The organism is Mesorhizobium sp. M0159, assembly GCF_040322295.1.
Classification (GTDB): Bacteria; Pseudomonadota; Alphaproteobacteria; order Rhizobiales; family Rhizobiaceae; genus Mesorhizobium.
Genome location: NZ_JAMYTF010000010.1, coordinates 1 through 20,509 on the forward strand (window position 1 = coordinate 1; position 20,509 = coordinate 20,509).

Consider the following 20,509-nt stretch of genomic DNA (forward strand, 5'->3'; position numbering starts at 1 on the left):
CAACCGGCTGCGGTGCCGTCACCACCGAAAGGATGACGTTCTGCTCGTGCAGCACCTTGTAGTGCTTCAGGCTGTGCATCAGCGCCGTCGGCGCGCTCAGCGGGTCGCTGGTCAGGAACACCGCGGTGCCCGACACCAGATGCGGTTTCTTCTTCAGCAGATTGCCGGCAAGGAAATCCAGCGGGATCTCGTTCCGGCGCGTCTTGTCGAACAAATAGCGGCTGCCGCGGATCCAGGTCCACATAGTCATCACGATAACTGCGGCGATGGCAAGCGATGCCCAGCCACCTTCAAACACCTTGACTATGTTGGCGGCAAAGAAGCCGGTATCGACGAAGGCGAACACGGCCATCAAGGCGATCGCGACGCCGAGCGGCCATTTCCAGATGCGCGTCATCACAACAAAAAGCAGCACATTCGTCACTAGCATGTTGCCGGTCACCGAAATACCGTAGGCCGAGGCCAGGCGGCTGGATTCGCCGAAGCCGACCACCAGCAACATCACCACCAGCGCCAGCATCAGGTTGATGCGCGGCAGATAGATCTGGCCCGACTGTTTTTCCGACGTATGCTGGATAACGAAACGCGGCAGCATATTGAGCTGCACCGCCTGTCTGGTCAGCGAAAAAGCGCCGGAGATCACCGCCTGGCTGGCGATGACGGTCGCCGCCGTCGCCAGCACGACCATCGGAATAAGCGTCCAGCCCTGGTTCATCTCGAAGAATGGATGACCGACAACGCCGCCATTTGCCAGCACGAAGGCGCCTTGCCCGACATAGTTGAGCAACAGACAAGGGAACACGATTGCCAGCCAGGCGAGTACGATCGGCTTGCGGCCGAAATGGCCGAGGTCGGCATAGAGCGCCTCGGCGCCGGTGACGGCGAGGAAGACCGCACCAACCGTGACGAAGGCGACATCGGGCGAGTTGACCAGGAACGACACGATGTAATGCGGGCTGATCGCCAGCAGGATTTCCGGATCGGCGATGATGTGGTTAATGCCGGAAAGGCCGATGGCCAGGAACCACAGAGCCGTGACTGGCCCGAACACCAAACCTACGCCGCCGGTGCCGAATCGCTGTACCGCAAACAGGATCGCCAGGATGGCCAGTGTCAGCGGCACCACATAGGGCTGGAATGTCGGCGTGACGACATTCATACCTTCGACCGCCGATAGCACCGAGATCGCCGGCGTAATGACTGCGTCGCCGAAAAAAAGCGCCGCGCCGACGATGCCGATGCCGAGGATCACCGCCGAGCGCGTCGGGAAACTGTTGCGCGCCAGCGCCATCAGCGACAGCACCCCGCCCTCGCCTCGATTGTCGGCGCGGAGCACGAACATGATGTATTTGATGGTGACGGTGATCGTCAGCGACCAGATGATCAGCGACAACACGCCGAGGATGTCGCCACGGTTGGCGACGTTGCCACCGGCCGATGCATGCAACGCCTCGCGAAATGCATAGATCGGGCTGGTACCGATATCGCCGTAAACCACGCCGAGCGCGCCCAGCATCAGCACCTTGGTGCTGTGCTGCTCGACCTCAGAATGGCTGGATTGTTCGACAGGTTCTGCCTCGTTACCAGCATTGGTAAGGGCCATGGACGACACTCCGGTAAGCGGGCGGTGCTCTACGCTTGCTGCGCTGCAATATCAAGTGCCGTCACGTAATGGCTCCGTCCCGATATTGCGAGTCCTCCACGACTTGGCAGACTCAGTCCGATCGGCAGACCACCTGGAATGTCGCAACGGACACGTTTTTAAATAGCCACCTGCGTCCCGATCTCGACCACCCGTCCGGTCGGGATCTGGAAATATTCCGTTGCATCGGCCGCCGAGCGCGCCAGCCCGATGAACAGCTTGTCCTGCCAGACCGGCATGCCGGAATTGGGCGACGCCTTGAGTGAGCGCCGCGACAGGAAGAAGGACGTCGTCATGATGTCGAACTTCCAGCCCTGCTTGCGGCAGATCGCCAGCGCACGCGGGATATTGGGCTGCTCCATATAGCCGAAGGTCAGCGTCACCCGCATGAACAGCTCGTTGACCATTTCCATCTTGACGCGCTCGCTGTCGGGCACAACCGGCTGCGGTGCCGTCACCACCGAAAGGATGACGTTCTGCTCGTGCAGCACCTTGTAGTGCTTCAGGCTGTGCATCAGCGCGGTCGGCGCGCTCAGCGGGTCGCTGGTCAGGAACACCGCGGTGCCCGACACCAGATGCGGTTTCTTCTTCAGCAGATTGCCGGCAAGGAAATCGAGCGGGATCTCGTTCCGGCGCGTCTTGTCGAACAAATAGCGGGTGCCGCGGATCCAGGTGGACATGATCAGCCCCATGCCGCAAGCGACCGTGATCGACACCCACCCGCCTTCGAGGATCTTGACGACGTTTGCAAGGAAAAATCCGGTATCGATCGTGCCAAACAGCAGTGTGAGCGCGGCTGCCAGTGCAAGCTGCCATTTCCACCGGAACCGCATCACCACGAACAACAGGATGGTTGTCATCAGCATTTCGCCAGTCACCGAAATGCCATAGGCGGAAGCCAGCGAACTCGAACTGCCAAAGCCGACCACCAGCAGCATCACGCCCAGCGCGACCACCAGATTGACCCGCGGCATGTAGATCTGGCCGGATTGCATCTCGGAAGTATGCTGCACCTCGATACGTGGCAGCAGATTGAGCTGCACCGCCTGCCGCGTCAGCGAGAAAGCGCCGGAGATCACCGCCTGGCTGGCGATCACCGTCGCTGCCGTGGCCAGCCCAACCATGGGCATTAGCGCCCAATCCGGCAGCATCTGGAAGAATGGATTGGTGGGTTTGCCACCGTTGGCCAGAACGAACGCGCCTTGTCCGAAATAGTTGAGGAGCAGACAAGGGAACACCACGGAGAACCACGCCAGCACGATCGGCCTGCGCCCGAAATGGCCGAGATCGACATAGAGGGCTTCGGCCCCGGTGACCGCCAGGAACACCGCCCCGACCGTGACGAACGCACCGGTAGGCGTATTGGCCAGATAAGCGACGGCGTAATAGGGATTGATCGCCAGCAGGACCGACGGGTCGTCCAGCAGATGGTAGACCCCGGCGGCGCCGATCGTCAGGAACCACGCTGCCGTCACCGGTCCGAACACGGCCGCCACCCTGCCGGTGCCAAAGCGTTGCACGGCAAAAAGCATTGCCAGGATGATCAGCGTGATCGGAACAACATAAGTTTCCAGCGTCGGGGTCACCACTTCCAGGCCCTCGACCGCCGAAAGCACGGAGATGGCCGGCGTTATGATGGCGTCGCCGAAAAACAGCGCCGCGCCGCAAAGTCCGATCCCCAGAATGAACCGGGCTCCCTTTGGATAAGCGTTGCGCGCAAGCGCCATCAGCGACAGCGTGCCGCCCTCACCCTTGTTGTCGGCTCTGAGCACGAAAGCGACGTACTTTATCGTGACGATGATCGTCAGCGCCCAGACGATAAGCGACAGCACGCCAAGGACGTCGTTGCGCGCTACCGGTCCCGACGATGCGTGCAGCGCTTCCCGAAACGCGTAGATTGGGCTCGTGCCGATATCGCCGTAAACCACGCCCAACGCGCCCAGCATCAAAACTCTGGTGCTGTGCTGCTCGGCCTTGGAGTGGCTGGATTGTTCGATGGGTTCTGCCTCGCTACCAGCGTGGGCAAGGGCCATGGACGACACTCCCATAGACGTGCGGCGCTCTATGCTGCGGGATGGAAAGGACGCGCTGCCGTGCCGGGAACGCATGGCCTATCGGCTCGCCTTTCTCTACCAGCCACAAGCCTTCAGAAACCGCCTGACCGTTGCGGCCATGCCATACTCCAACGCATCGGCTGTCAACCCATGTCCGATCGACACTTCGGCCAATGCCGGGATGCGCCTGGCCAGCGCCGGCAAATTGCTCACCACAAGGTCGTGCCCGGCATTGACCTGGAGCCCTGCGGCCAATGCGGCATCCGCCGTCTTTCCCAATTTCTCCAATTCCTTCGCCGCTTTTGCCGAATCGGAATGATAGCTGCCATATGGACCCGTATAGAGTTCGATCCGATCGGCGCCGGTGTCGCGAGCGGCGTTCACGCCAGCGGGATCCGGATCCGAAAACAGCGACACGCGAAAGCCTCCCTTCTTCAGGCGCTTGACGACCGGTGTCAGGAACGCAGCCTCGGCGGCGAAGTTCCAGCCATGGTCGGAAGTCGCCTGCGCCGGGTCGTCGGGCACCAGCGTCACCTGCTCGGGCTGATGCTTTTCCACAAGCGCCAGGAACTCCTCGGTCGGATAGCCCTCGATGTTGAATTCCGCATTCGGGAACTCGTCGTCGATCAGCGCCCTGATCTGCGGCAGATCGGAATGCCTGGTGTGCCGCTCGTCGGGTCGCGGGTGCACCGTGAGCCCATGCGCGCCGGCGGCAAGGGCAATGCGTCCGAGCCCGGTCACGCTTGGCCACGGCAGGTCGCGCCGGTTGCGCAGCATGGCGATCGCATTGAGGTTGACGGAAAGCTTTGCAGGCATTTGCACGGCTCCAGGCTGATCTTGGCGCGCATCTATACCGCCTTTAACGGGAACAGACAGAGGGTTTCAGGTGTTCCAAGGTGTGTGAAGAAAATCGAGCGCAAGGAGTTCCCTGTTGAATTTTCTCGAGGCCGTGCCGGCGGTTCGCCGCATCGACACCGATCGCGAAGATCTTTTCGCCATCGATGTCGTCGGCCATGTCGCAGCGGCTGACGCCGAAAACCTGTTCGGATTGCTGGAGGCGGCCTATGCGCTGCATCCGAAGATCGACGTGCTGGTGCGCCTGATCGACCATGAGGGTGTCGACTGGGCCGACGTATCGGACGAGACGATCGAACAGGGCATAGCTCATGCCGTGGAGCATATCGGCAGCTGCGCGGCGATCGGTGAGCCGAACTGGATACCGGAGGCAAGAGCCTTTTTGCCTGCCTCTTTGCCTATCGAACTCCGGCATTTCGAGGCCAAGGACGAAGCCGCCGCCTGGGAATGGCTTGACGCCAGACCGATCGCCCAGCGCTGATACGACGGACCTGACAGCCCTATCGGACGATCGTCAGCCGTTCGGCCGCGCGCGTGATCGCGGTGTAGAGCCAACGCTGGCGAGTTTCCTTGAATGCCCAGCTTTCGTCGAAAAGCACGATCTCATTCCATTGCGACCCTTGCGCCTTGTGCACGGTCAGCGCGTAACCGTAATCGAAATCGTCGAAGCGCTTCTTCTGCTGCCAGGGAATGTCGGCGTCGGGATCCTCGAATGCGGCTTTGAGCAGCTTGATCTTGGCGACGCCGCGATCCGGGTCATCTTCCTCCGGCGAAACCAGCAGATTGATGCCGGGCTTGACCGTCTCGCGCGACGAGGTCATCACCTTCCACAGCGAGCCGTTGAGCAGTCCCTTGGCCGGATCGTTGCGCAGACAGACCAGCTTGTCGCCGGCTTGCGGATAATCGGCGTTGAACCCCTTCAGCTCGCGCAGCCGCTGGTTATAACGGCGGCGCGTGCGGTTGGTGCCGACCAGCACCTGGTCCGCTTTCAGCACCAATTCCTGGGTGACGTCTTCCTTGCCGATCACCTGCGCCGCGCCATAGTCGCCGCGCATGAATTCGCGGCCCTCGCGCACGTCGAGCGCCAGCCTGATGATCGGGTTGTCGCGCGCCTGGCGGTGGATTTCTGTGAGCAGAATGTCCGGCTCGTGGTCGGTGAAGAAGCCGCCGCCGGAGATCGGCGGCAACTGGCCGGGATCGCCGAGCACCAGGATAGGGGTGCCGAAGGTCATCAGATCGCGGCCAAGCTGCTCGTCGACCATTGAGCATTCGTCGATGACGACCAGCTTGGCCCGAGAGATCGGGCTTTGCCGATTAAGCGAAAAGGTCGGCGACATCGAGGTCTTGCCGGTCACCTCGTCCGCTACCGATTCCTCGCCTTTCGGCCGGTAGATCAGCGAATGGATGGTGCGGGCATTGACCGCGCCCTTGGAACGCAGCACCTGCGCCGCCTTGCCCGTAAACGCGGCGAACTGCACCTGGCCGTCGACATGCTCGGCGAAATAGCGCGCCAGCGTCGTCTTGCCGGTGCCGGCATAGCCGAACAGCCGGAACAGCTGCGGCTTGCCGGCTTTCAGCCAGCCGGCCACCGCCTTCAGCGCCTCGTCCTGTTGAGGAGAGAATTCCATCAGCGCGACAGACCGGATTCGCGAGGGAAAGACAAGGTGACTGCCGTCACCATCAATTTTCATCGCCGGCAATCACGCCGCTGCGACAGGGTCAGGCTATCAGTGACGAACAGGAACGTAAAGAGAACAAGGCCAGGCGACCGCAGCTTACCCGGCCCGCTGTGGATCGTTCTCCAGCTGGATCGGCTTGCCATGCGGCGTTGCGTGCGCGGCGCGTTCCCAGGCAGCGGCGAGCGCATCGACGTCGCGCTTTCCGGCAACGCCCTTGGCCAAAAGCAGCTTTTCCAGCGCTGCCAGCCAGTGCTCGTAGTAATCGTGACCGTCGCGCGCGGCGCCCGGCCGCTTCACCTCTGCCGACAAAGCATCCGCCCATTCGCTCCACGAAAACAGCCCGTTGTCGTGCAGTGCTACCGTCATGGCAAAGGCCTCTGCTTGCCACGGCTCGGCAAACACAGGCGCCTCGACACCGGCGGGCAGCATGGCGGCGACTGAGCCCGTCTCACGCCGGCTCAAGGTAGCTCTCCCAGGCATCGATCGACACGACAAGTGTCGGATCGGCGCCCTCGCCCCAGATTTCGCCGCCGGTGAAGGACACCGTATAGACCCATTGCGGGTTTTCGCCCTGGCCGTGCGCATTGGTGTCGGGAAAGACAAAGCCGTCGCGCACAGCCTCGACGACGCCTCGCTTGCCGCGTGCATAGCGCGGCAGTCTGGTGTGGCCGGTCGGATGAAAGTTCCTGGTTCGCACGGGGTCGCCCGCCTTGAACCGCGCAGGCACGGCGACAGGCCGGTCGCAGTGCCCGCCCTTGGCCAGCACCGCCGGAACGTCCTTAGCCTTCAGCACCCGTTTGGGGGTCGCTGCCGGGTCGACTGCGTCGCCCGTAGCCAGGTCGCGGTCGCTGACGAAACCATGGCGTTTGAGCAGCACCTCCAGCGCCTTGATCCATATCTGGTAGTAGCTGGAGGCATAATAATCCGCTGGATGCAGCGATTCCCGCGCGTGCCGACTCTCGTCGATGGTCCAGGCGCCCATGGCGCCGGCGCACAACGTCACGCCCAGCGCCCGCCTTTCCCAATCGGCATGGAAATAGGGTTCGTCCGGTTCGGGCGCGACCGGCCCGAAACCCATCTGACCGCCGAGATCCTGCGGCCCGTTCATGCCGGTTCCCGCACCAACGCCGTGCCGATCATGGCATCGCGCGTCACCAGATCGGCGAGCCGTGCCTCATCCCAGCCCTCGGTGCCCCTTGGCTGCATAGGCACCACCAGATAGCGCAGCTCGGCGGTCGAATCCCACACCCGGATTGTTGTCGTCGCCGGCAAGATTAGCCCGAATTCCTCGAGCACGCCGCGCGGATCGATCACTGCGCGCGAACGGTAGGGCGGCGCCTTGTACCAGACCGGCGGCAGGCCGAGAACCGACCACGGATAGCAGGAGCACAGCGTGCAGACGACGAGGTTGTGCGTGTCGGCCGTATTGAACACCGCCTGCATGTGCTCGCCTTGCCGGCCGGTGTAGCCGAGCGATTCGATGGCCGCCGTCGCATCACGCTTCAGCCATGCGGCAAACCCGGGATCAACCCAGGCCTTCGCCACCACCTTTGCGCCGTTGCGCGGCCCGATCTTGGTCTCATAGGTGTCGACGATAACATCGATCGCCGCCGGATCGATCAGGCCTTTGCGGGTGAGAATCGTCTCCAGCGCGCGCACCCGCGCCGCAAAAGGATCAAGCTCGTTGTCGTGGTCGTGATTGTGCGGCATGGCGTCAAATTACGATCGCGGACCCCCGGCCGCAAGCACCACGGCTTGGGCCAGCGCTATTCGGCTGCCGCCTTCTGCGGCACCGGTTCTTCCTCCTCGTCGAACAGTGACGGCTGGTCGACCGCTTCGACCGGGCTCGGCTCGCCCCGGCGCCGTGCCCACAGCCTGACCAGCCAGCCGGAAAAATGCTCCATGTAGACGTAAATGACGGGCGTGACGAACAGCGTCAGTGCCTGCGAGGCGACAAGACCGCCGACCACCGCCACGCCGAGAGGCTGGCGCAATTCCGCGCTGGCGCCGGTGCCGAGCGCGATCGGGATGGTGCCCATCAGCGCGGCAAGCGTGGTCATCATGATCGGCCGGAAGCGCATCAGGCAGGCCTTGTGGATGGATTCGACAGGCGACATCCCCTCGCGCCTGAGTTCCAGCGCCACGTCGATCATCATGATGCCGTTCTTCTTGACGATGCCGATCAGCATCAGGATGCCGATCACCGCGATCACCGAAAGATCCATCCCCGCCAGCCGCAGTGCCACCAGCGCGCCGAGCACCGCCGATGGAAGCCCGGTCAGGATAGTGAGCGGGTGGATGAAGCTCTCATAGAGCATGCCGAGAACGATATAGATGGTCAGAATCGCGCCGCCGATCAGCAGCCCCTGGTTGGAAAGCGAATCCTGGAACGTCTTGGCCGTGCCCGAGAAGGCGGTCGAGATCGTCGGCGGCATGCCGATCTTGTCCTTCAGCGCGTTGATGTGGCTCACGCTGTCGCCGAGGGCCACGCCTTGCGGCAGATTGTAGGAGATGGTCACTGCCGGAAGCTGGCCGAGCTGGTTGACGGTCAAAGCACCGGCGGTCCGATCGACGCGGGCGAACGCACCGAGCGGCACCAGGCTGCCGCTCGCCGTTCTCACCTTGATGGCCAGCATCCGCTCGGGCGACCACTCGATCTTCGGATCGAGCTCCATGATCACGTCGTAGCTGTCGGCCGAACCGAAGATGGTCGACACCTGCTGGGTGCCGAAACCGCCATAGAGGCTGGAGCGCAGCGTGTCGGTATCGACGCCGAGGTTCGCCGCCTTGTCGCGGTCGATCACCAGCGTCGCCTGTAGCGCGTTGTTCTGCAGGTCATTGGTGACGTCGGTGAAGGCGGCATGATCGGCAGCCATCGCGTCCGTCAGCCTCTGCGCCCAGACGTTCGTCAGGCCGGTATCGAGGCCCTGAACGGCAAGCTGGTAGGCACTCGCCGAAGAACGCGCGCCGAGCCGCAGGTTCTGCACCGGCTGCATGTAGGTTTCGATGCCGGGCACATTGGCCAGCTGGCGCCGCAGGTCCGTAAGCACCTTGTCGATGTTCGGTCGCTGGTCCTTGTCTTTCAGCTGCACAAACAGCTGGCCCTGGTTGAGCGCATTGTTTCCACTGCCCGCCGACCAGCCGACATGCGCGACGTAGGGCGAATGGGTGAAGACATCCGCCACTTGCCCCTGCAGCTTCACCATCGCGTCAAACGAAATGTCCTGGCGCGCGATGGTCGTCACCGAGACCTGGCCGATATCCTCCTGCGGGAAGAAGCCCTTCGGCGAAATCTGGATCAGCCACACCGACAGCCCGGCGGTCACCAGGAAGACAAGGAAGACAAGGAAATTGTGGCGCAGGCAGAATGTCAGCAGCCTGTCATAGCCCTGCATGAAGACGTTTTGTCTATGGCCTTCACCGTGCGCTGCTTTCTGCTCGGCTTTCGATAATGACAACAGCCGCGAGCACAGCATCGGCGTCAGCGTCAGCGAGACGAACATCGACGCCAGGATGGCGACCGTCACCACCACCGCGAATTCGTTGAAGATGCGCCCGATCACGCCGCCCATCAAAAGCACCGGAATGAACACGGCGACCAGCGAGATCGAGATCGAGATGATGGTGAAGCCGATCTCGCGCGCGCCCTTGAGCGACGCCTCGAGGGCAGAGAGCCCGTCCTCCTCCATATGGCGGAAAATGTTTTCGAGCATGACGATTGCATCGTCGACGACAAGACCGACCGCCAGCGTCAGCCCCATCAATGAGACGTTGTCGATGGAAAAGCCGAACAGGTACATCACGCCCAGCGTGGCGATGAGCGAAATCGGCACCGCCACGGCCGGGATGACCGTCGCCGTTACCCGGCGCAGGAACAGGAAGATCACCATCACCACCAGCGCGATGGTGAGCAAGAGCGTGAACTGCACGTCATCGACCGCCTCGCGGACCGATGTCGAGCGGTCGTTTAGCAACTGGATGCTCGCCGCTGCCGGCATCTGATCGTCGAAGGAAGGTAGCATCGCCTTGACGCGGTCGACGACGTCGACGGTATTGGCATCCGGCTGGCGCTGCACCGCCATAATGATGGCGCGGGTGCCGTCATACCAGCTTGCCGTCGTCGTGGTCTCGACCGAATCGATGACGCGGGTCACCTCGCCGAGCCGCACCGGATGGCCGTTCTTGGTTGCGATGATGATGTTGGAGAATCCTGCCGCATTGGTCAGCTGCGTGTTCGCGGTGATCGTCAGCTGCTGTTTGTTGTTCTTGAGCACGCCGAGCGGCGTGTTGCTGTTGGCCGAGGCAATGGCCGTCTGCAGCTGGTCGATCGAGATGCCGCGAGCGGCGAGCGCCGTCGGATCGATCTGGACGCGGACGGCATATTTTTGCTGGCCATAGATCGAAACCTGCGCAACGCCGTCGATCGTCGACAGCGACGGCGAAATCACATTCTCGGCAAACGCGTCGAGATCAGTCAGCGGAATTGTGTCGCTGACCAGCGACATCAGCAGGATCGGCGCATCGGCTGGATTGACCTTGCGGTAGCTCGGCGGGCTGGTCATCTCCGGCGGCAATTGTCGTTGCGTGCGTGCGATCGCTGCCTGTACGTCGGCGGCGGCTGCATCGATGTCGCGGTTGAGCACGAACTGAATGGCGATCGAGGTCGAGCCGAGCGAGTTGGTCGTCGAGATCGAATCGATGCCTGCGATAGTGGCAAACTGCTTGATCAGAGGCGTTGCCACCGAGGTCGCCATGGTTTCCGGCGAAGCCCCGGGCAGCGAGGCCGAGACGTTGACAACCGGAAATTCGGCGCTTGGCAGCGCCGCGACCGGCAGGAATTTGTAAGCAAATAGCCCGCCCAGAACCAGGGCGAACGACATGAGCAACGTGGCGACGGGCCTGCGGATGCAGAATTCGGAAATCATGGCTGTGTTCCGCCCGTCCGGTCAGCCTCGGCAACCTTCGGAGCCGCCTGATCGCCGGTGCCGGTCGAAGCCTTGCCTTCGCGCACCGCCGCGCCGTTCTTCAGTTTGGTCTGACCCTCGACGACGACACGCTCGCCGCTTTTCAATCCTTGGCTGATTGCGGTGTTGGTGCCTTCTGTCAGCGCGACCTGCACGGGCCGCATTTCAACGGTGTTGTCCGGCTTGATCACATAGACGAACGGGCCCTTCTGGCTGGGCTGGACGGCGACCGTCGGAACGGACGTCATTTGTGGCATGATGCCGGCATCGAGCACGACGTTGACGTATTGGCCCGGCCATAGCGAAAGATCGGCGTTGGGCACACTGGCCCGCGTTGCGATCGTGCCGGACGCCGTGTCTACGCTGGAATCGACGAAATCCAGCGTTCCCTTGCCGATCGGCTTCGGGTCGCCGTCCTTGGTCAGCGTCACCGCACCTTGCTGCGGCGCTGCCAGCGCCTTGTGCAGCAAGGCAAGATCGCTTTCGGGGAGATTGAAGTTCACCTGCAGCGGGTCGACCTGCGTGATCGTCACCAGTGGAGTCGACGTGCTGCTGCCGTTGCTGGTGGTGACGAGATCGCCGACGGCGACGTTGACTGCGCCAAGCCTGCCGGAGATCGGCGCCCTGATCGTGGCGAAGCCAAGCTGGATTTGGTCTGCATCGATCGTTGCCTTGTCGGCGTCGACGGTGGCCGCGGCGGATTTCTGCGCCGCGACGGCCTGATCGTAGGTCTGCTGTGTTCCGGCCTGCCTGGCGACGAGATTTTTGGCGCGCTGAAGATCGGCCGTGGCGCTGGCAAGCAGCGCCTGGTCTTTCGCGAGCGTCGCCTGATCGCGTGCCAGTTGTGCCTTCAACGAGCGATCGTCCAGCGAGAACAGAAGGTCGCCGGCCTTCACCATCTGTCCGTCCTTGACCGCGATTGCGACGATCTGACTCGATATCCGCGCGTTGATGCTGACCACGGCAGGAGAGGACACAAAGCCGATGGCATAGCGCCGGACCGGGAAATCGGCCGTCGTAGCCGTGGCGGCAACCACCGAAGTCGTACGCGCGGCATTTGCTGCTGCAGCGGGCTTGTCCGCCGTCGCCGTCTGATTCGCCGACAGCATCTGCTGAAGACCGCTCATTGCGCTGGGCGAAAGATAGAGCCACGCCGCGGCAACGCAGGCTGCAGCGATCACCGCTAATACGATCTTTCCGCGCATCGACAAAAGGCCTTCTCAACGCGACACGCCGATTTCCGCTGGTCGCACTCTAGCTCAACTCGCAGCCTCTTGCCGCGATTTTGCCAGATAATAGAGGATGCCGAAGGCGAAAAAGGGCCAAAACCCGTCATTACGAAGATTTAATGTGCAGTGCACAATAGAACGGCAGCTAACGCAGCATCGGCCACAGCGTCGCCGCAAGCATCACGCCCATGGCGATGTTGAACCATTTGAGCCGCACCGCATCCGCCAGAAAACCGCGCAGCGCCATGCCGAAACCGGCCCAGGTCGAAATGCTCGGCAGCATAACGACGGCGAACGCGGCCGCGATCAGCACCACCGACACAAACCGGCGTTCCGGGTTCGTATAGACGGCCATGGCTGTAATCGCCATCACCCAGGCTTTGGGATTGACCCACTGGAAAGCCGCAGCCTCGATGAACCGCATCGGCTGGCCCTTCGCCTCGCCTTCGCCGCCGAGCGAGCGCGACATGGCGATCTTCCAGGCGAGATAAAGCAAGTAGAGGCCGCCGGCGATCTTCAACCCGGTATGCAGGACCGGAAAGGCCGTCAACACGGCGCCAAGCCCGAAGCCTACGGCAAGCAACAGCACGAGGAAGCCGAAGCCGATGCCGAGCATGTGTGGCACGGTTTTGACCAAGCCGAAATTCACGCCCGAGGCCAAAAGCATGAAATTGTTCGGACCCGGCGTGATCGAGGTCACGAAGGCATAAACCAGCAGAGCAAGGAATGCATCGAAGGTCATGGAGGATCGCAATGATCAATAATACTGAAATACTGACTTAAATCGATGAAGTGCTGAGTGCAAATGCAATTCGTTGGTCCACGCGCCCTAAGCGTTCCTTCATTTCTTAGGCCAATATCCGCTGAGAACATCTATCTGCGGTAGGCTGCACCGACCATAGATCTGAATCCGGGGCAGTTTCGCGCTGACGGCGCACGCGTCGCAGCCCTTTGCGTCTCGGCGTATTCTCCGGAATCTTGACGCTGTGCGCCAGACCCAGGATCGCCAGAACCTGAATGAATAGCCAGCCGAGATCGATCTGTCCGTGTTCCAGACCAAGCCGTGCAGACTCGGGAAACGCGTGATGGTTGCCGTGGAAACTCTCGCCGAACGTTACCAGCCCGAAACGCGGCAAATTGTATCCTTGCACGGCAACGTCGTCGACGCGCCATCCTTGCTCCCTATCTCGGTGCGCAAAATGCCCAACCAACCAATGCCCGGTAAGCGACACTGAAACGCGCACCGCGATTCCCCATACCACCCAATCCCAGCCGCCAAGCGCGAAAAAGAGGATCGCCCAGGGCAGTTGTTGCAGCATCCAGGTGCGTTCGACGAACTTGTAGAACAGGTCATTCCTGATCGAGGGTTCGATGACGAAGGTGGGTGGATTGCGCAAAGCGACCGCGCAATGCATCTGCCAGAAGGCATCGGTGAAAAATGGCCGACGATGGGCATGGAGATCGTGACATGCGGTCTGGCGCTGAGCCCAGTCACGAATATCGTGAGCATAGATCATCCCAAAAGGACCGGCCATGCCGACGAGCACGCCAAGGTAGACCAGCGCATGCTCGACCCAGATATGAACCTTGAACGAACGGTGGATGAGCAGACGGTGCATCCCCACCGAGTGTCCGGCGCAGATTGTCGCCGCCGTTGTCGCAACGAATAAGGCGAAGGCACTCCAGCTAAATGTCATCGGTCCCAACACAATGGCGGCGATCGTCATCGCCCCGACCCAGATCGACTTTGCCGGCACCCACACGACTTTGCCGTCTTCGGCGTCACTGTCCTGTTGGGAAATCATTCTGCCCGTGGATATGGTTTTCATCGGTACCCCTCCTCCTGCATGAACATTTCCGGACCACAGCCTTGCCTTCTGGCGCGTCTTCCGTTACTTAGGCAGTAAGCTAATCGTCTACTACTACGAATTAGGTATTTAGGCAATAGTCTAAATGAAAATAAGAAAAGCGGACCGAGGCGCAGCCAACGCCTCGGCATCACAAGGTGGCAGACAGTGATCGAAGATGCAGAGCACGCAGCGGATGCCGAAACGGCTGCTCACGCAAATGGCGCGATACAGCGCGTGTTTGAAGCGCTATCTTCAGCGCCCCGGCGCAAGATCCTCGCCTATCTTGCGCACTCTTCCCTAACGGCGGGCGAGATCGCGGCGCGCTTCGAGATGTCGAAGCCGTCGATCTCGCAGCATTTGAGCATTCTGGAGACGGCCGGGCTCATCGCCAAGGAGCGGCACGGACAGTTCATCCACTATTCTCTGGTCCAGAACAATCTTGTGAACACGCTGAATGGATTTGTTCAGGATGTCTGCCCGGTATCGCGCCCTATCAAGAGAGAAAGCAAAGAACTTGGTCGAGGCGAGGCAGCGCAAAGATCGCACTTGCGCAAATCTGAAAAGCCCTAGCGGCTTTGCATCGTTTTCATGAGCGCCTTGGCGTATCGTCAGGCGTCAAATTCCACAGCGATCTCGCAAGACTTTTTGTAGGCGGCCATCGCCTCGGCTTCGTCCACAGAGACGCCTTCACCATGCTGAAGGGCGCTGCCATACATGGTGCAACCCCAGGCATCGCCCTCATTGCAGCTCAGCTTGAATGTGCGATAAGGGCAAGATTCATTGGCACTACCGGCGGCAAGCAGTTTGTTTAGCCCAAGCCGACCCAAGAGAATTCCCGCGCCGCGATTTGTGCAGCCGCCGATACTGCCAGTAGCGCAGGCCTGGGCGAACATCTCCTCGGTCCATTGCTTGTCTTCTGGCGAGTGCTCCTGGATGACCCTGGCCGTCTCGAAACAGGCTTCGCCCCTGCGTCCGTCGAAACACCGCTTGGCACAGGCCAAGACGTCTTTCTCACAACCTTGGTAATCTATTCCCGGCGTGGAAAAGAGCGCGTCATCGACGCCCGACGCCCTGCGCCAAATATCGGCCGGGCATTGTTGGAAATAGTAGCTCGGTGTGCCCCTGCGGTCGATTTCTTCAAACAATTTCGGCAGCACTGACTTGTCGAATACCGGCTCCTGGCTGGCCGCCGCCGTCGTGACCGCAAGAACGATTGCGCCGGCGCCTGCTAGAATTGCCGCCGCGAGCATTATGATCACATCCCTTGCGGGCCGCGGTTCATCGCCGCCACTCCGGTACGGCAGATTTCAACTAGCCCGAGCGGTTTCATGATGGCGATGAACTGATCGAGCTTGGAGCCCTTGCCGGTGATCTCGAAGATGAAATGCTCGGTGTTGGCATCGATGACGCTGGCGCGGAATGCATCGGCGAGCCGGAGCGCCTCGACGCGGGCTTCGCCGGTGCCGGCGACCTTGACCAGCGCGAGTTCCCGCTCCAATGGCCGCTCCTGTCCGAATTCCTGCGACCGCACGGTGAGATCGACGACGCGGTGCACCGGCACGATGCGCTCGAGCTGGTGCTTGATCTGCTCCAGCACGTGCGGCGTGCCGCGCGTCACGATGGTGATGCGCGACAGGTGCTTTTCGTGCTCGGTTTCCGAGACCGTCAGGCTCTCGATGTTGTAGCCACGTCCGGAAAACAGGCCGATGACCCGCGCAAGCACGCCCGGCTCGTTGTCGACCAGGACCGAAAGCGTGTGGTTCTCTGGTTTTTCCGTCTCCTTGGCGATAAAATAGGCGGAGCCGGTCGGTTGCAACTGTGCGTTCATGACATGGATCTCGATTTCAAACTTTTGCGCTAATCTGCTGTTTCCGCACAGCTTCCTCGAACCAGGCTACACCAGTTCCCTGCCCTTGGCGTCGATCGCGTTGGCTACAGCTTCGTCGGTCGCCTCGTCAGGCAACAGCATCTCGTTATGCGCCTTGCCCGACGGAATCATCGGGAAGCAGTTGGCGAGCGTCGCCACGCGGCAGTCGAACAGGACGGGCTTCTTGACCCCGATCATCTCCTTGATAGCGTCATCGAGCTCGTCCGGCTTGTCGCAGCGAATGCCGTGGCCGCCATAGGCTTCGGCGAGCTTGACGAAATCCGGCATCGCCTCGGTGTAGGAGTGCGACAGCCGGTTGCCGTGCAGCAGCTGCTGCCACTGCCGCACCATGCCCATATATTGGTTGTTGAGGATGAAGATCTTGATCGGCGCCTCGTGCTGCACCGCCGCGCTCATTTCCTGCATCGTCATCTGCACCGAGGCGTCGCCGGCGATATCGATGACCAGCGCATCCGGGTGCGCGATCTGCACGCCGAGCGCGGCCGGCAGGCCGTAGCCCATCGTGCCCAGTCCGCCGGAGGTCATCCAGCGGTTCGGCTTCTCGAAATGATAGTGCTGTGCCGCCCACATCTGATGCTGGCCGACCTCGGTGGTGATGTAGGTGTCGAGGTCCTTGGTCAGCGCATAGAGCCGCTGGACGGCATATTGCGGCATGATCACCTCGTGGTTCATCTTGTAGGCGAGCGAATCGCGCGCGCGCCATTTGGCAATCTGCTCCCACCACGGGTGAAGCGCTTTCTTGTCGGCCTTGGCGGTTGCCCGCCACAGCCGCACCAGATCCTCCAGCACACGCCCGACATCGCCGATGATCGGCACGTCGGTGTGGACGTTCTTGTTGATCGACGACGGGTCGATGTCGATGTGGATCTTCTTCGAATTCGGCGAGAACGCGGTGAGCCGCCCGGTGATGCGGTCGTCGAAGCGCGCGCCGATGCAGAGCATGACGTCGCAATCGTGCATCGCCATGTTCGCTTCATACGTGCCGTGCATACCGAGCATGCCCATCCAGTTCTTGCCCGACGCCGGATAGGCGCCGAGGCCCATCAGCGTCGAGGTGATGGGAAAGCCGGTGAGGTCGACCAGCTCGCGCAGCAGATGGCTCGCCTCCGGGCCGGAATTGATGACGCCGCCGCCCGAATAGATGATCGGCTTCCTGGCGCCGGCCATCAGCTCGACCGCCGCCTTGATCTTTTCCAGATCGCCCTGGACCTTCGGTTGGTAGCTGGTGCGCGGCGCCGTCTGCGGCGGGACATAGATACCCTTGGCGAACTGCACGTCCTTCGGAATGTCGACGACGACCGGACCGGGGCGCCCTGTGGTTGCCACATGGAAGGCCTCGTGGATCGTTGCCGCGAGCTCGTTGACGTCCTTCACCAGCCAGTTGTGCTTGGTGCAGGGCCGCGTGATGCCGACCGTGTCGCACTCCTGGAACGCATCCGAGCCGATCAGCGAAGTCGGCACCTGGCCGGTCAGGCAGACCAGCGGGATCGAATCCATCAGCGCGTCCTGCAATGGCGTCACCGCATTGGTGGCGCCCGGCCCTGAGGTCACCAGCATGACGCCGGCCTTGCCGGTCGAGCGCGCATAGCCTTCCGCCGCATGGCCCGCGCCCTGCTCATGGCGGACGAGGATGTGCTCGACCTCGTCCTGCTGGAAGATTTCATCGTAGATTGGCAGAACCGCGCCGCCCGGATAGCCGAAAACATGCTTGACGCCGTTGTCCTTCAGCGCCTGCACCACCATTTCGGCGCCAGTCATTTCGCCCCTTGGCATTTCAGTTCTTGGCATCTCGCGCCGCTCATTCTGTCCACTGCTCATCGGTCTGGTCCCGTACTGTTCGCCATCTGGCGATTGCTGGTCGTTTAGTCGTATTTCGGGCAATAAAAAAGGCCCCCGAGGGAGCCTGTGTCTTGCGCATGGGAGGTCACCGCCCGGCGGTTACACCGCCTTGCCCACGCGCTTTCCTACGAGAATGAGTGCCTTTTTCATGGTGGCGGACAATAGAATTGGTTTGACGCCGCTGTCAACGGCGAATGTGCACTTGGCCTGACGTCGGCACATCCGCCCATTGTGCACCCGCGCCGCCTTTCCGCCGCGCGGGTGTTCCGTTTCAGGCGCAGAGCACCACACCCCTCGCCTTGGCCCAGCGCTCGATGATCTTGCGCTCCTCGAGCGAGGCGAGACGATTGCCGAATCCGCGCACCTGCACCGCACGGTTTTGCGGGTCGAGTTCGATCGTCAGCAACCGCTCGATCTTGCCGAGCGCCGAGCGCCGCAGCACCCAGATCGAGGCATTGCCGGCGATGCATTTGGCCGCGTATATCGAGACGCAATGATGCATCGCCCGGCTCTCGGCGACCAGATCCTCAGCTGTCTTCAACTGACGGACGAAGAAACGCTCGCCATGCGCCTTTGCCTCCTTGGTCGACGGCTGCCAGTCCCAGTCGTCCAGGCACGAGCCGTCCCAGGCGCGACCCTGCGACTGCGTCCCGGCAGTACGCGTGGCCCGCCCGGCAGCGCGGCGGCGCATTGCCTCGATGCGTTCGATCGCGGCAATGTCTCGATGCCATTCCAGCATCTGCCGACGCAGCGAGGCAAGCGTGCGACCCTTCAGGCTGTACGCGGCATCGCGCTGGTGCACGGCGCCGATATAGTCGCATAGATCGTCGATCTCCTCCTTCGACGCGGGTTGCCCGCAGAAGAACCGTGTCACCTCGCGCCAGAAGGCCAGATCGTTACGTGGCGTGCGCGCGATTTTCGACTTGGCAAGTCGGGCCGCCAACCCGGAATCATCCGTGTAAGACCGGGCGATCGCCACCCAAAACGCCTCGTCGAACCTGAAATCGCCGGGCAAGTTCAAGAAGCAATGCACCTCCTTGCGAGACAGCCACGCACAGGCGCCCGCCTTGTAGAACGAGTCACCACGCGCCACTGCGATATACCAAGCCTTGCGAAGCGCAATCTGGAGGGCATTCAACCCCGAGCTGTCCAGCCAGATCCCCTCGAGCGCGGCTGTAACCGGGTAGCGCGCATAGAGATGACGCGCCGCGGCCAGCCGCAGCCGCGCGGGGTCGCGCGTCTTCAGCTTTGGACGCCACAGCGCGCCGTCGCGGATCGCCATGCCGGCAAACCCCCGACGTGCCTCGTCGAGCGCCCGCTCGAAATCCGGAGCGGGACGCGGGACGGGAAAAACCCGCCGCAGCGTTACGGCATATGCTTCAATGCGTTCGCGCTCGGCATCCTGCCTGCGCTGGATCATGGACTTTGCCATGGCCGTTCTTCCTGATTGGAACCCTGTCGGCCGCACGCAATTCCAGCGTCGGCACGGAATGTGTCGATCTGGATCGCCGGGTCATTGACAGGTCTCCTTTCAGGACGGATCAGAATGGGCGGCTTCTCTAAGCTCGCCGCCAATTTGACGCAAGAGCTATTCTTTCCATGCCCGCGATGGTCTGACGGTGTTGCAAAGGTGCATCGTTGTCGCCATCACCGTGTCCGGCCGACGCGTTTCCAGTAGATGAGGGTGCCTGTCAGCCCGCCATGCGGCTTCAGCGCATAATCCGGTATTTCGCCGGCCAGCGTGAAGCCGAGCTTTTCATAGAGGCCGGAAGCCCCCTCCTCTTTTGCCGTGTCGAGGACCAACAGCGTGCGGCCTTTCTCCACGGCAACGGCTTCCGCCGCCTCCATCAGGCGGGTTGCGATGCCCTTGCCGCGATAATCGAGGCGGGTCATCAGCTTGGCGATCTCGGCCCGGTGCGGCTGGTTGGGAGGGCAGTCGAGCAGCAAGGTGACGGTGCCGACCAGAGCCTCGCCGTTCCAGGCCCCAAGCACCGCCCTTTCGCCTCTGGCGGCCGCATGAAGCGACCTGTTCCAGAAGGCCGCGGCCATCTCCGGCGCCAGCGGATGCATGAAGCTGACCGAGCCGCCGGCAGCGACTGTCCCGATCAGCAGATCCGCCAGCATTTTTTGCGTTCCGTCAGTACTGGTGAGTGGCCTGATTTCGATCGAACTCATGTGGTTCCCCTGCGCCGTCCGTCAATCGAAATGACTGGTCCGCTTCCGCTTCCTGGCCCGCCGGATTTCCGCGATGCGATCGGCGTCTTCCTCTTGCAGATGTCGCCCGCGTTCCAGCAGTTCGAGCGTGTATTCCTCATAGGTCAGGCCCAGCCGCTCGGCCTTGTCCAGCCGCATCAGCATGATCTCGCGGCTCGGCGCTTTCCACGCCTGGGCATGGGCGGTCCGCCAGGCAAGAAACACATAGGGCTCACCCTTGCCCCAGGGCGGACCGTTATAGTCGTCGAGCGGCGGACCGCCATTGTCGGAGCGTTTCGGACGGCGCGCCTTCACC

The 20,509-nt window shown here is 61.9% G+C and carries 19 protein-coding genes; 2 read left to right on the top strand and 17 right to left on the bottom strand.

The window, feature by feature from the left end; all coding sequences use genetic code 11:
* The 3 genes from NKJ32_RS12915 to NKJ32_RS12925 form a co-directional block, all read right to left on the bottom strand.
* A partial coding sequence (locus NKJ32_RS12915; RefSeq protein WP_352827748.1) for a potassium transporter Kup occupies window positions 1-1,603 on the bottom strand: 1,603 nt, incomplete at its 3' end.
* A 158-nt stretch (window positions 1,604-1,761) separates the two neighbouring features.
* Window positions 1,762-3,675, bottom strand: a complete 1,914-nt coding sequence (locus tag NKJ32_RS12920) for a potassium transporter Kup (RefSeq protein WP_352827751.1) — start codon at window positions 3,673-3,675, stop codon at window positions 1,762-1,764.
* Between the two features lie 96 nt (window positions 3,676-3,771).
* Window positions 3,772-4,512 (bottom strand): pyridoxine 5'-phosphate synthase, encoded by a 741-nt coding sequence (locus NKJ32_RS12925; RefSeq protein WP_352620197.1) that lies wholly within the window; start codon window positions 4,510-4,512, stop codon window positions 3,772-3,774.
* 115 nt (window positions 4,513-4,627) lie between these two features.
* On the opposite strand from NKJ32_RS12925, the gene NKJ32_RS12930 reads away from it, so the two are divergent.
* Window positions 4,628-5,032 carry a SpoIIAA family protein gene (locus NKJ32_RS12930; protein ID WP_023676672.1) on the top strand — a complete coding sequence of 135 codons (405 nt, stop codon included), beginning with the start codon at window positions 4,628-4,630 and terminating at the stop codon, window positions 5,030-5,032.
* Between the two features lie 19 nt (window positions 5,033-5,051).
* On the opposite strand, the gene NKJ32_RS12935 is transcribed toward NKJ32_RS12930, so the two are convergent.
* From NKJ32_RS12935 to NKJ32_RS12970, 8 genes are all read right to left on the bottom strand, one after another.
* Complete coding sequence (locus NKJ32_RS12935; protein ID WP_023676673.1) at window positions 5,052-6,179, bottom strand: ATP-dependent DNA helicase; 1,128 nt, start codon at window positions 6,177-6,179, stop codon at window positions 5,052-5,054.
* Between the two features lie 147 nt (window positions 6,180-6,326).
* Window positions 6,327-6,659 carry a nitrile hydratase accessory protein gene (locus tag NKJ32_RS12940; RefSeq protein WP_156937343.1) on the bottom strand — a complete coding sequence of 111 codons (333 nt, stop codon included), beginning with the start codon at window positions 6,657-6,659 and terminating at the stop codon, window positions 6,327-6,329.
* 19 nt (window positions 6,660-6,678) lie between these two features.
* Window positions 6,679-7,338 carry a nitrile hydratase subunit beta gene (gene nthB / locus NKJ32_RS12945; RefSeq protein ID WP_023676675.1) on the bottom strand — a complete coding sequence of 220 codons (660 nt, stop codon included), beginning with the start codon at window positions 7,336-7,338 and terminating at the stop codon, window positions 6,679-6,681.
* Window positions 7,335-7,940 (bottom strand): nitrile hydratase subunit alpha, encoded by a 606-nt coding sequence (gene nthA / locus NKJ32_RS12950; RefSeq protein ID WP_352827754.1) that lies wholly within the window; start codon window positions 7,938-7,940, stop codon window positions 7,335-7,337. Before nthA ends, nthB begins: the two co-directional genes overlap by 4 nt.
* Before the next feature lie 56 nt (window positions 7,941-7,996).
* Window positions 7,997-11,155, bottom strand: a complete 3,159-nt coding sequence (locus tag NKJ32_RS12955) for an efflux RND transporter permease subunit (protein WP_352570422.1) — start codon at window positions 11,153-11,155, stop codon at window positions 7,997-7,999.
* The gene (locus tag NKJ32_RS12960; protein ID WP_352570424.1) at window positions 11,152-12,399 is read right to left on the bottom strand and encodes an efflux RND transporter periplasmic adaptor subunit; all 1,248 of its coding nucleotides are present in this window, start codon (window positions 12,397-12,399) and stop codon (window positions 11,152-11,154) included. Before NKJ32_RS12960 ends, NKJ32_RS12955 begins: the two co-directional genes overlap by 4 nt.
* A 169-nt stretch (window positions 12,400-12,568) precedes the next feature.
* Complete coding sequence (locus tag NKJ32_RS12965; protein WP_352570425.1) at window positions 12,569-13,165, bottom strand: LysE family translocator; 597 nt, start codon at window positions 13,163-13,165, stop codon at window positions 12,569-12,571.
* A 106-nt stretch (window positions 13,166-13,271) separates the two neighbouring features.
* The gene (locus NKJ32_RS12970) at window positions 13,272-14,252 is read right to left on the bottom strand and encodes an acyl-CoA desaturase (protein WP_352570427.1); all 981 of its coding nucleotides are present in this window, start codon (window positions 14,250-14,252) and stop codon (window positions 13,272-13,274) included.
* 186 nt (window positions 14,253-14,438) lie between these two features.
* Between NKJ32_RS12970 and NKJ32_RS12975 the strand changes: the two genes are divergently transcribed.
* Entirely contained in the window at window positions 14,439-14,843 is a 405-nt protein-coding gene (locus NKJ32_RS12975) for a metalloregulator ArsR/SmtB family transcription factor (RefSeq protein ID WP_352570428.1), read from the top strand.
* A gap of 38 nt (window positions 14,844-14,881) precedes the next feature.
* On the opposite strand, the gene NKJ32_RS12980 is transcribed toward NKJ32_RS12975, so the two are convergent.
* The 6 genes from NKJ32_RS12980 to NKJ32_RS13005 form a co-directional block, all read right to left on the bottom strand.
* Complete coding sequence (locus NKJ32_RS12980) at window positions 14,882-15,523, bottom strand: SEL1-like repeat protein (protein ID WP_352570429.1); 642 nt, start codon at window positions 15,521-15,523, stop codon at window positions 14,882-14,884.
* A gap of 5 nt (window positions 15,524-15,528) precedes the next feature.
* Window positions 15,529-16,101 carry an acetolactate synthase small subunit gene (gene ilvN / locus NKJ32_RS12985; RefSeq protein ID WP_023676680.1) on the bottom strand — a complete coding sequence of 191 codons (573 nt, stop codon included), beginning with the start codon at window positions 16,099-16,101 and terminating at the stop codon, window positions 15,529-15,531.
* A gap of 66 nt (window positions 16,102-16,167) precedes the next feature.
* Window positions 16,168-17,919, bottom strand: coding sequence for an acetolactate synthase 3 large subunit (locus NKJ32_RS12990; protein ID WP_352570430.1), 1,752 nt, complete (start codon window positions 17,917-17,919; stop codon window positions 16,168-16,170).
* Between the two features lie 352 nt (window positions 17,920-18,271).
* The gene (locus NKJ32_RS12995) at window positions 18,272-19,432 is read right to left on the bottom strand and encodes a PcfJ domain-containing protein (protein ID WP_352570431.1); all 1,161 of its coding nucleotides are present in this window, start codon (window positions 19,430-19,432) and stop codon (window positions 18,272-18,274) included.
* A gap of 215 nt (window positions 19,433-19,647) precedes the next feature.
* Window positions 19,648-20,175, bottom strand: a complete 528-nt coding sequence (locus NKJ32_RS13000) for a GNAT family N-acetyltransferase (protein ID WP_352570432.1) — start codon at window positions 20,173-20,175, stop codon at window positions 19,648-19,650.
* 21 nt (window positions 20,176-20,196) lie between these two features.
* Window positions 20,197-20,508: a hypothetical protein gene (locus NKJ32_RS13005; RefSeq protein WP_352570433.1), complete on the bottom strand. Its 312-nt coding sequence runs from the start codon at window positions 20,506-20,508 to the stop codon at window positions 20,197-20,199.
* Window position 20,509 lies beyond the last annotated feature (1 nt).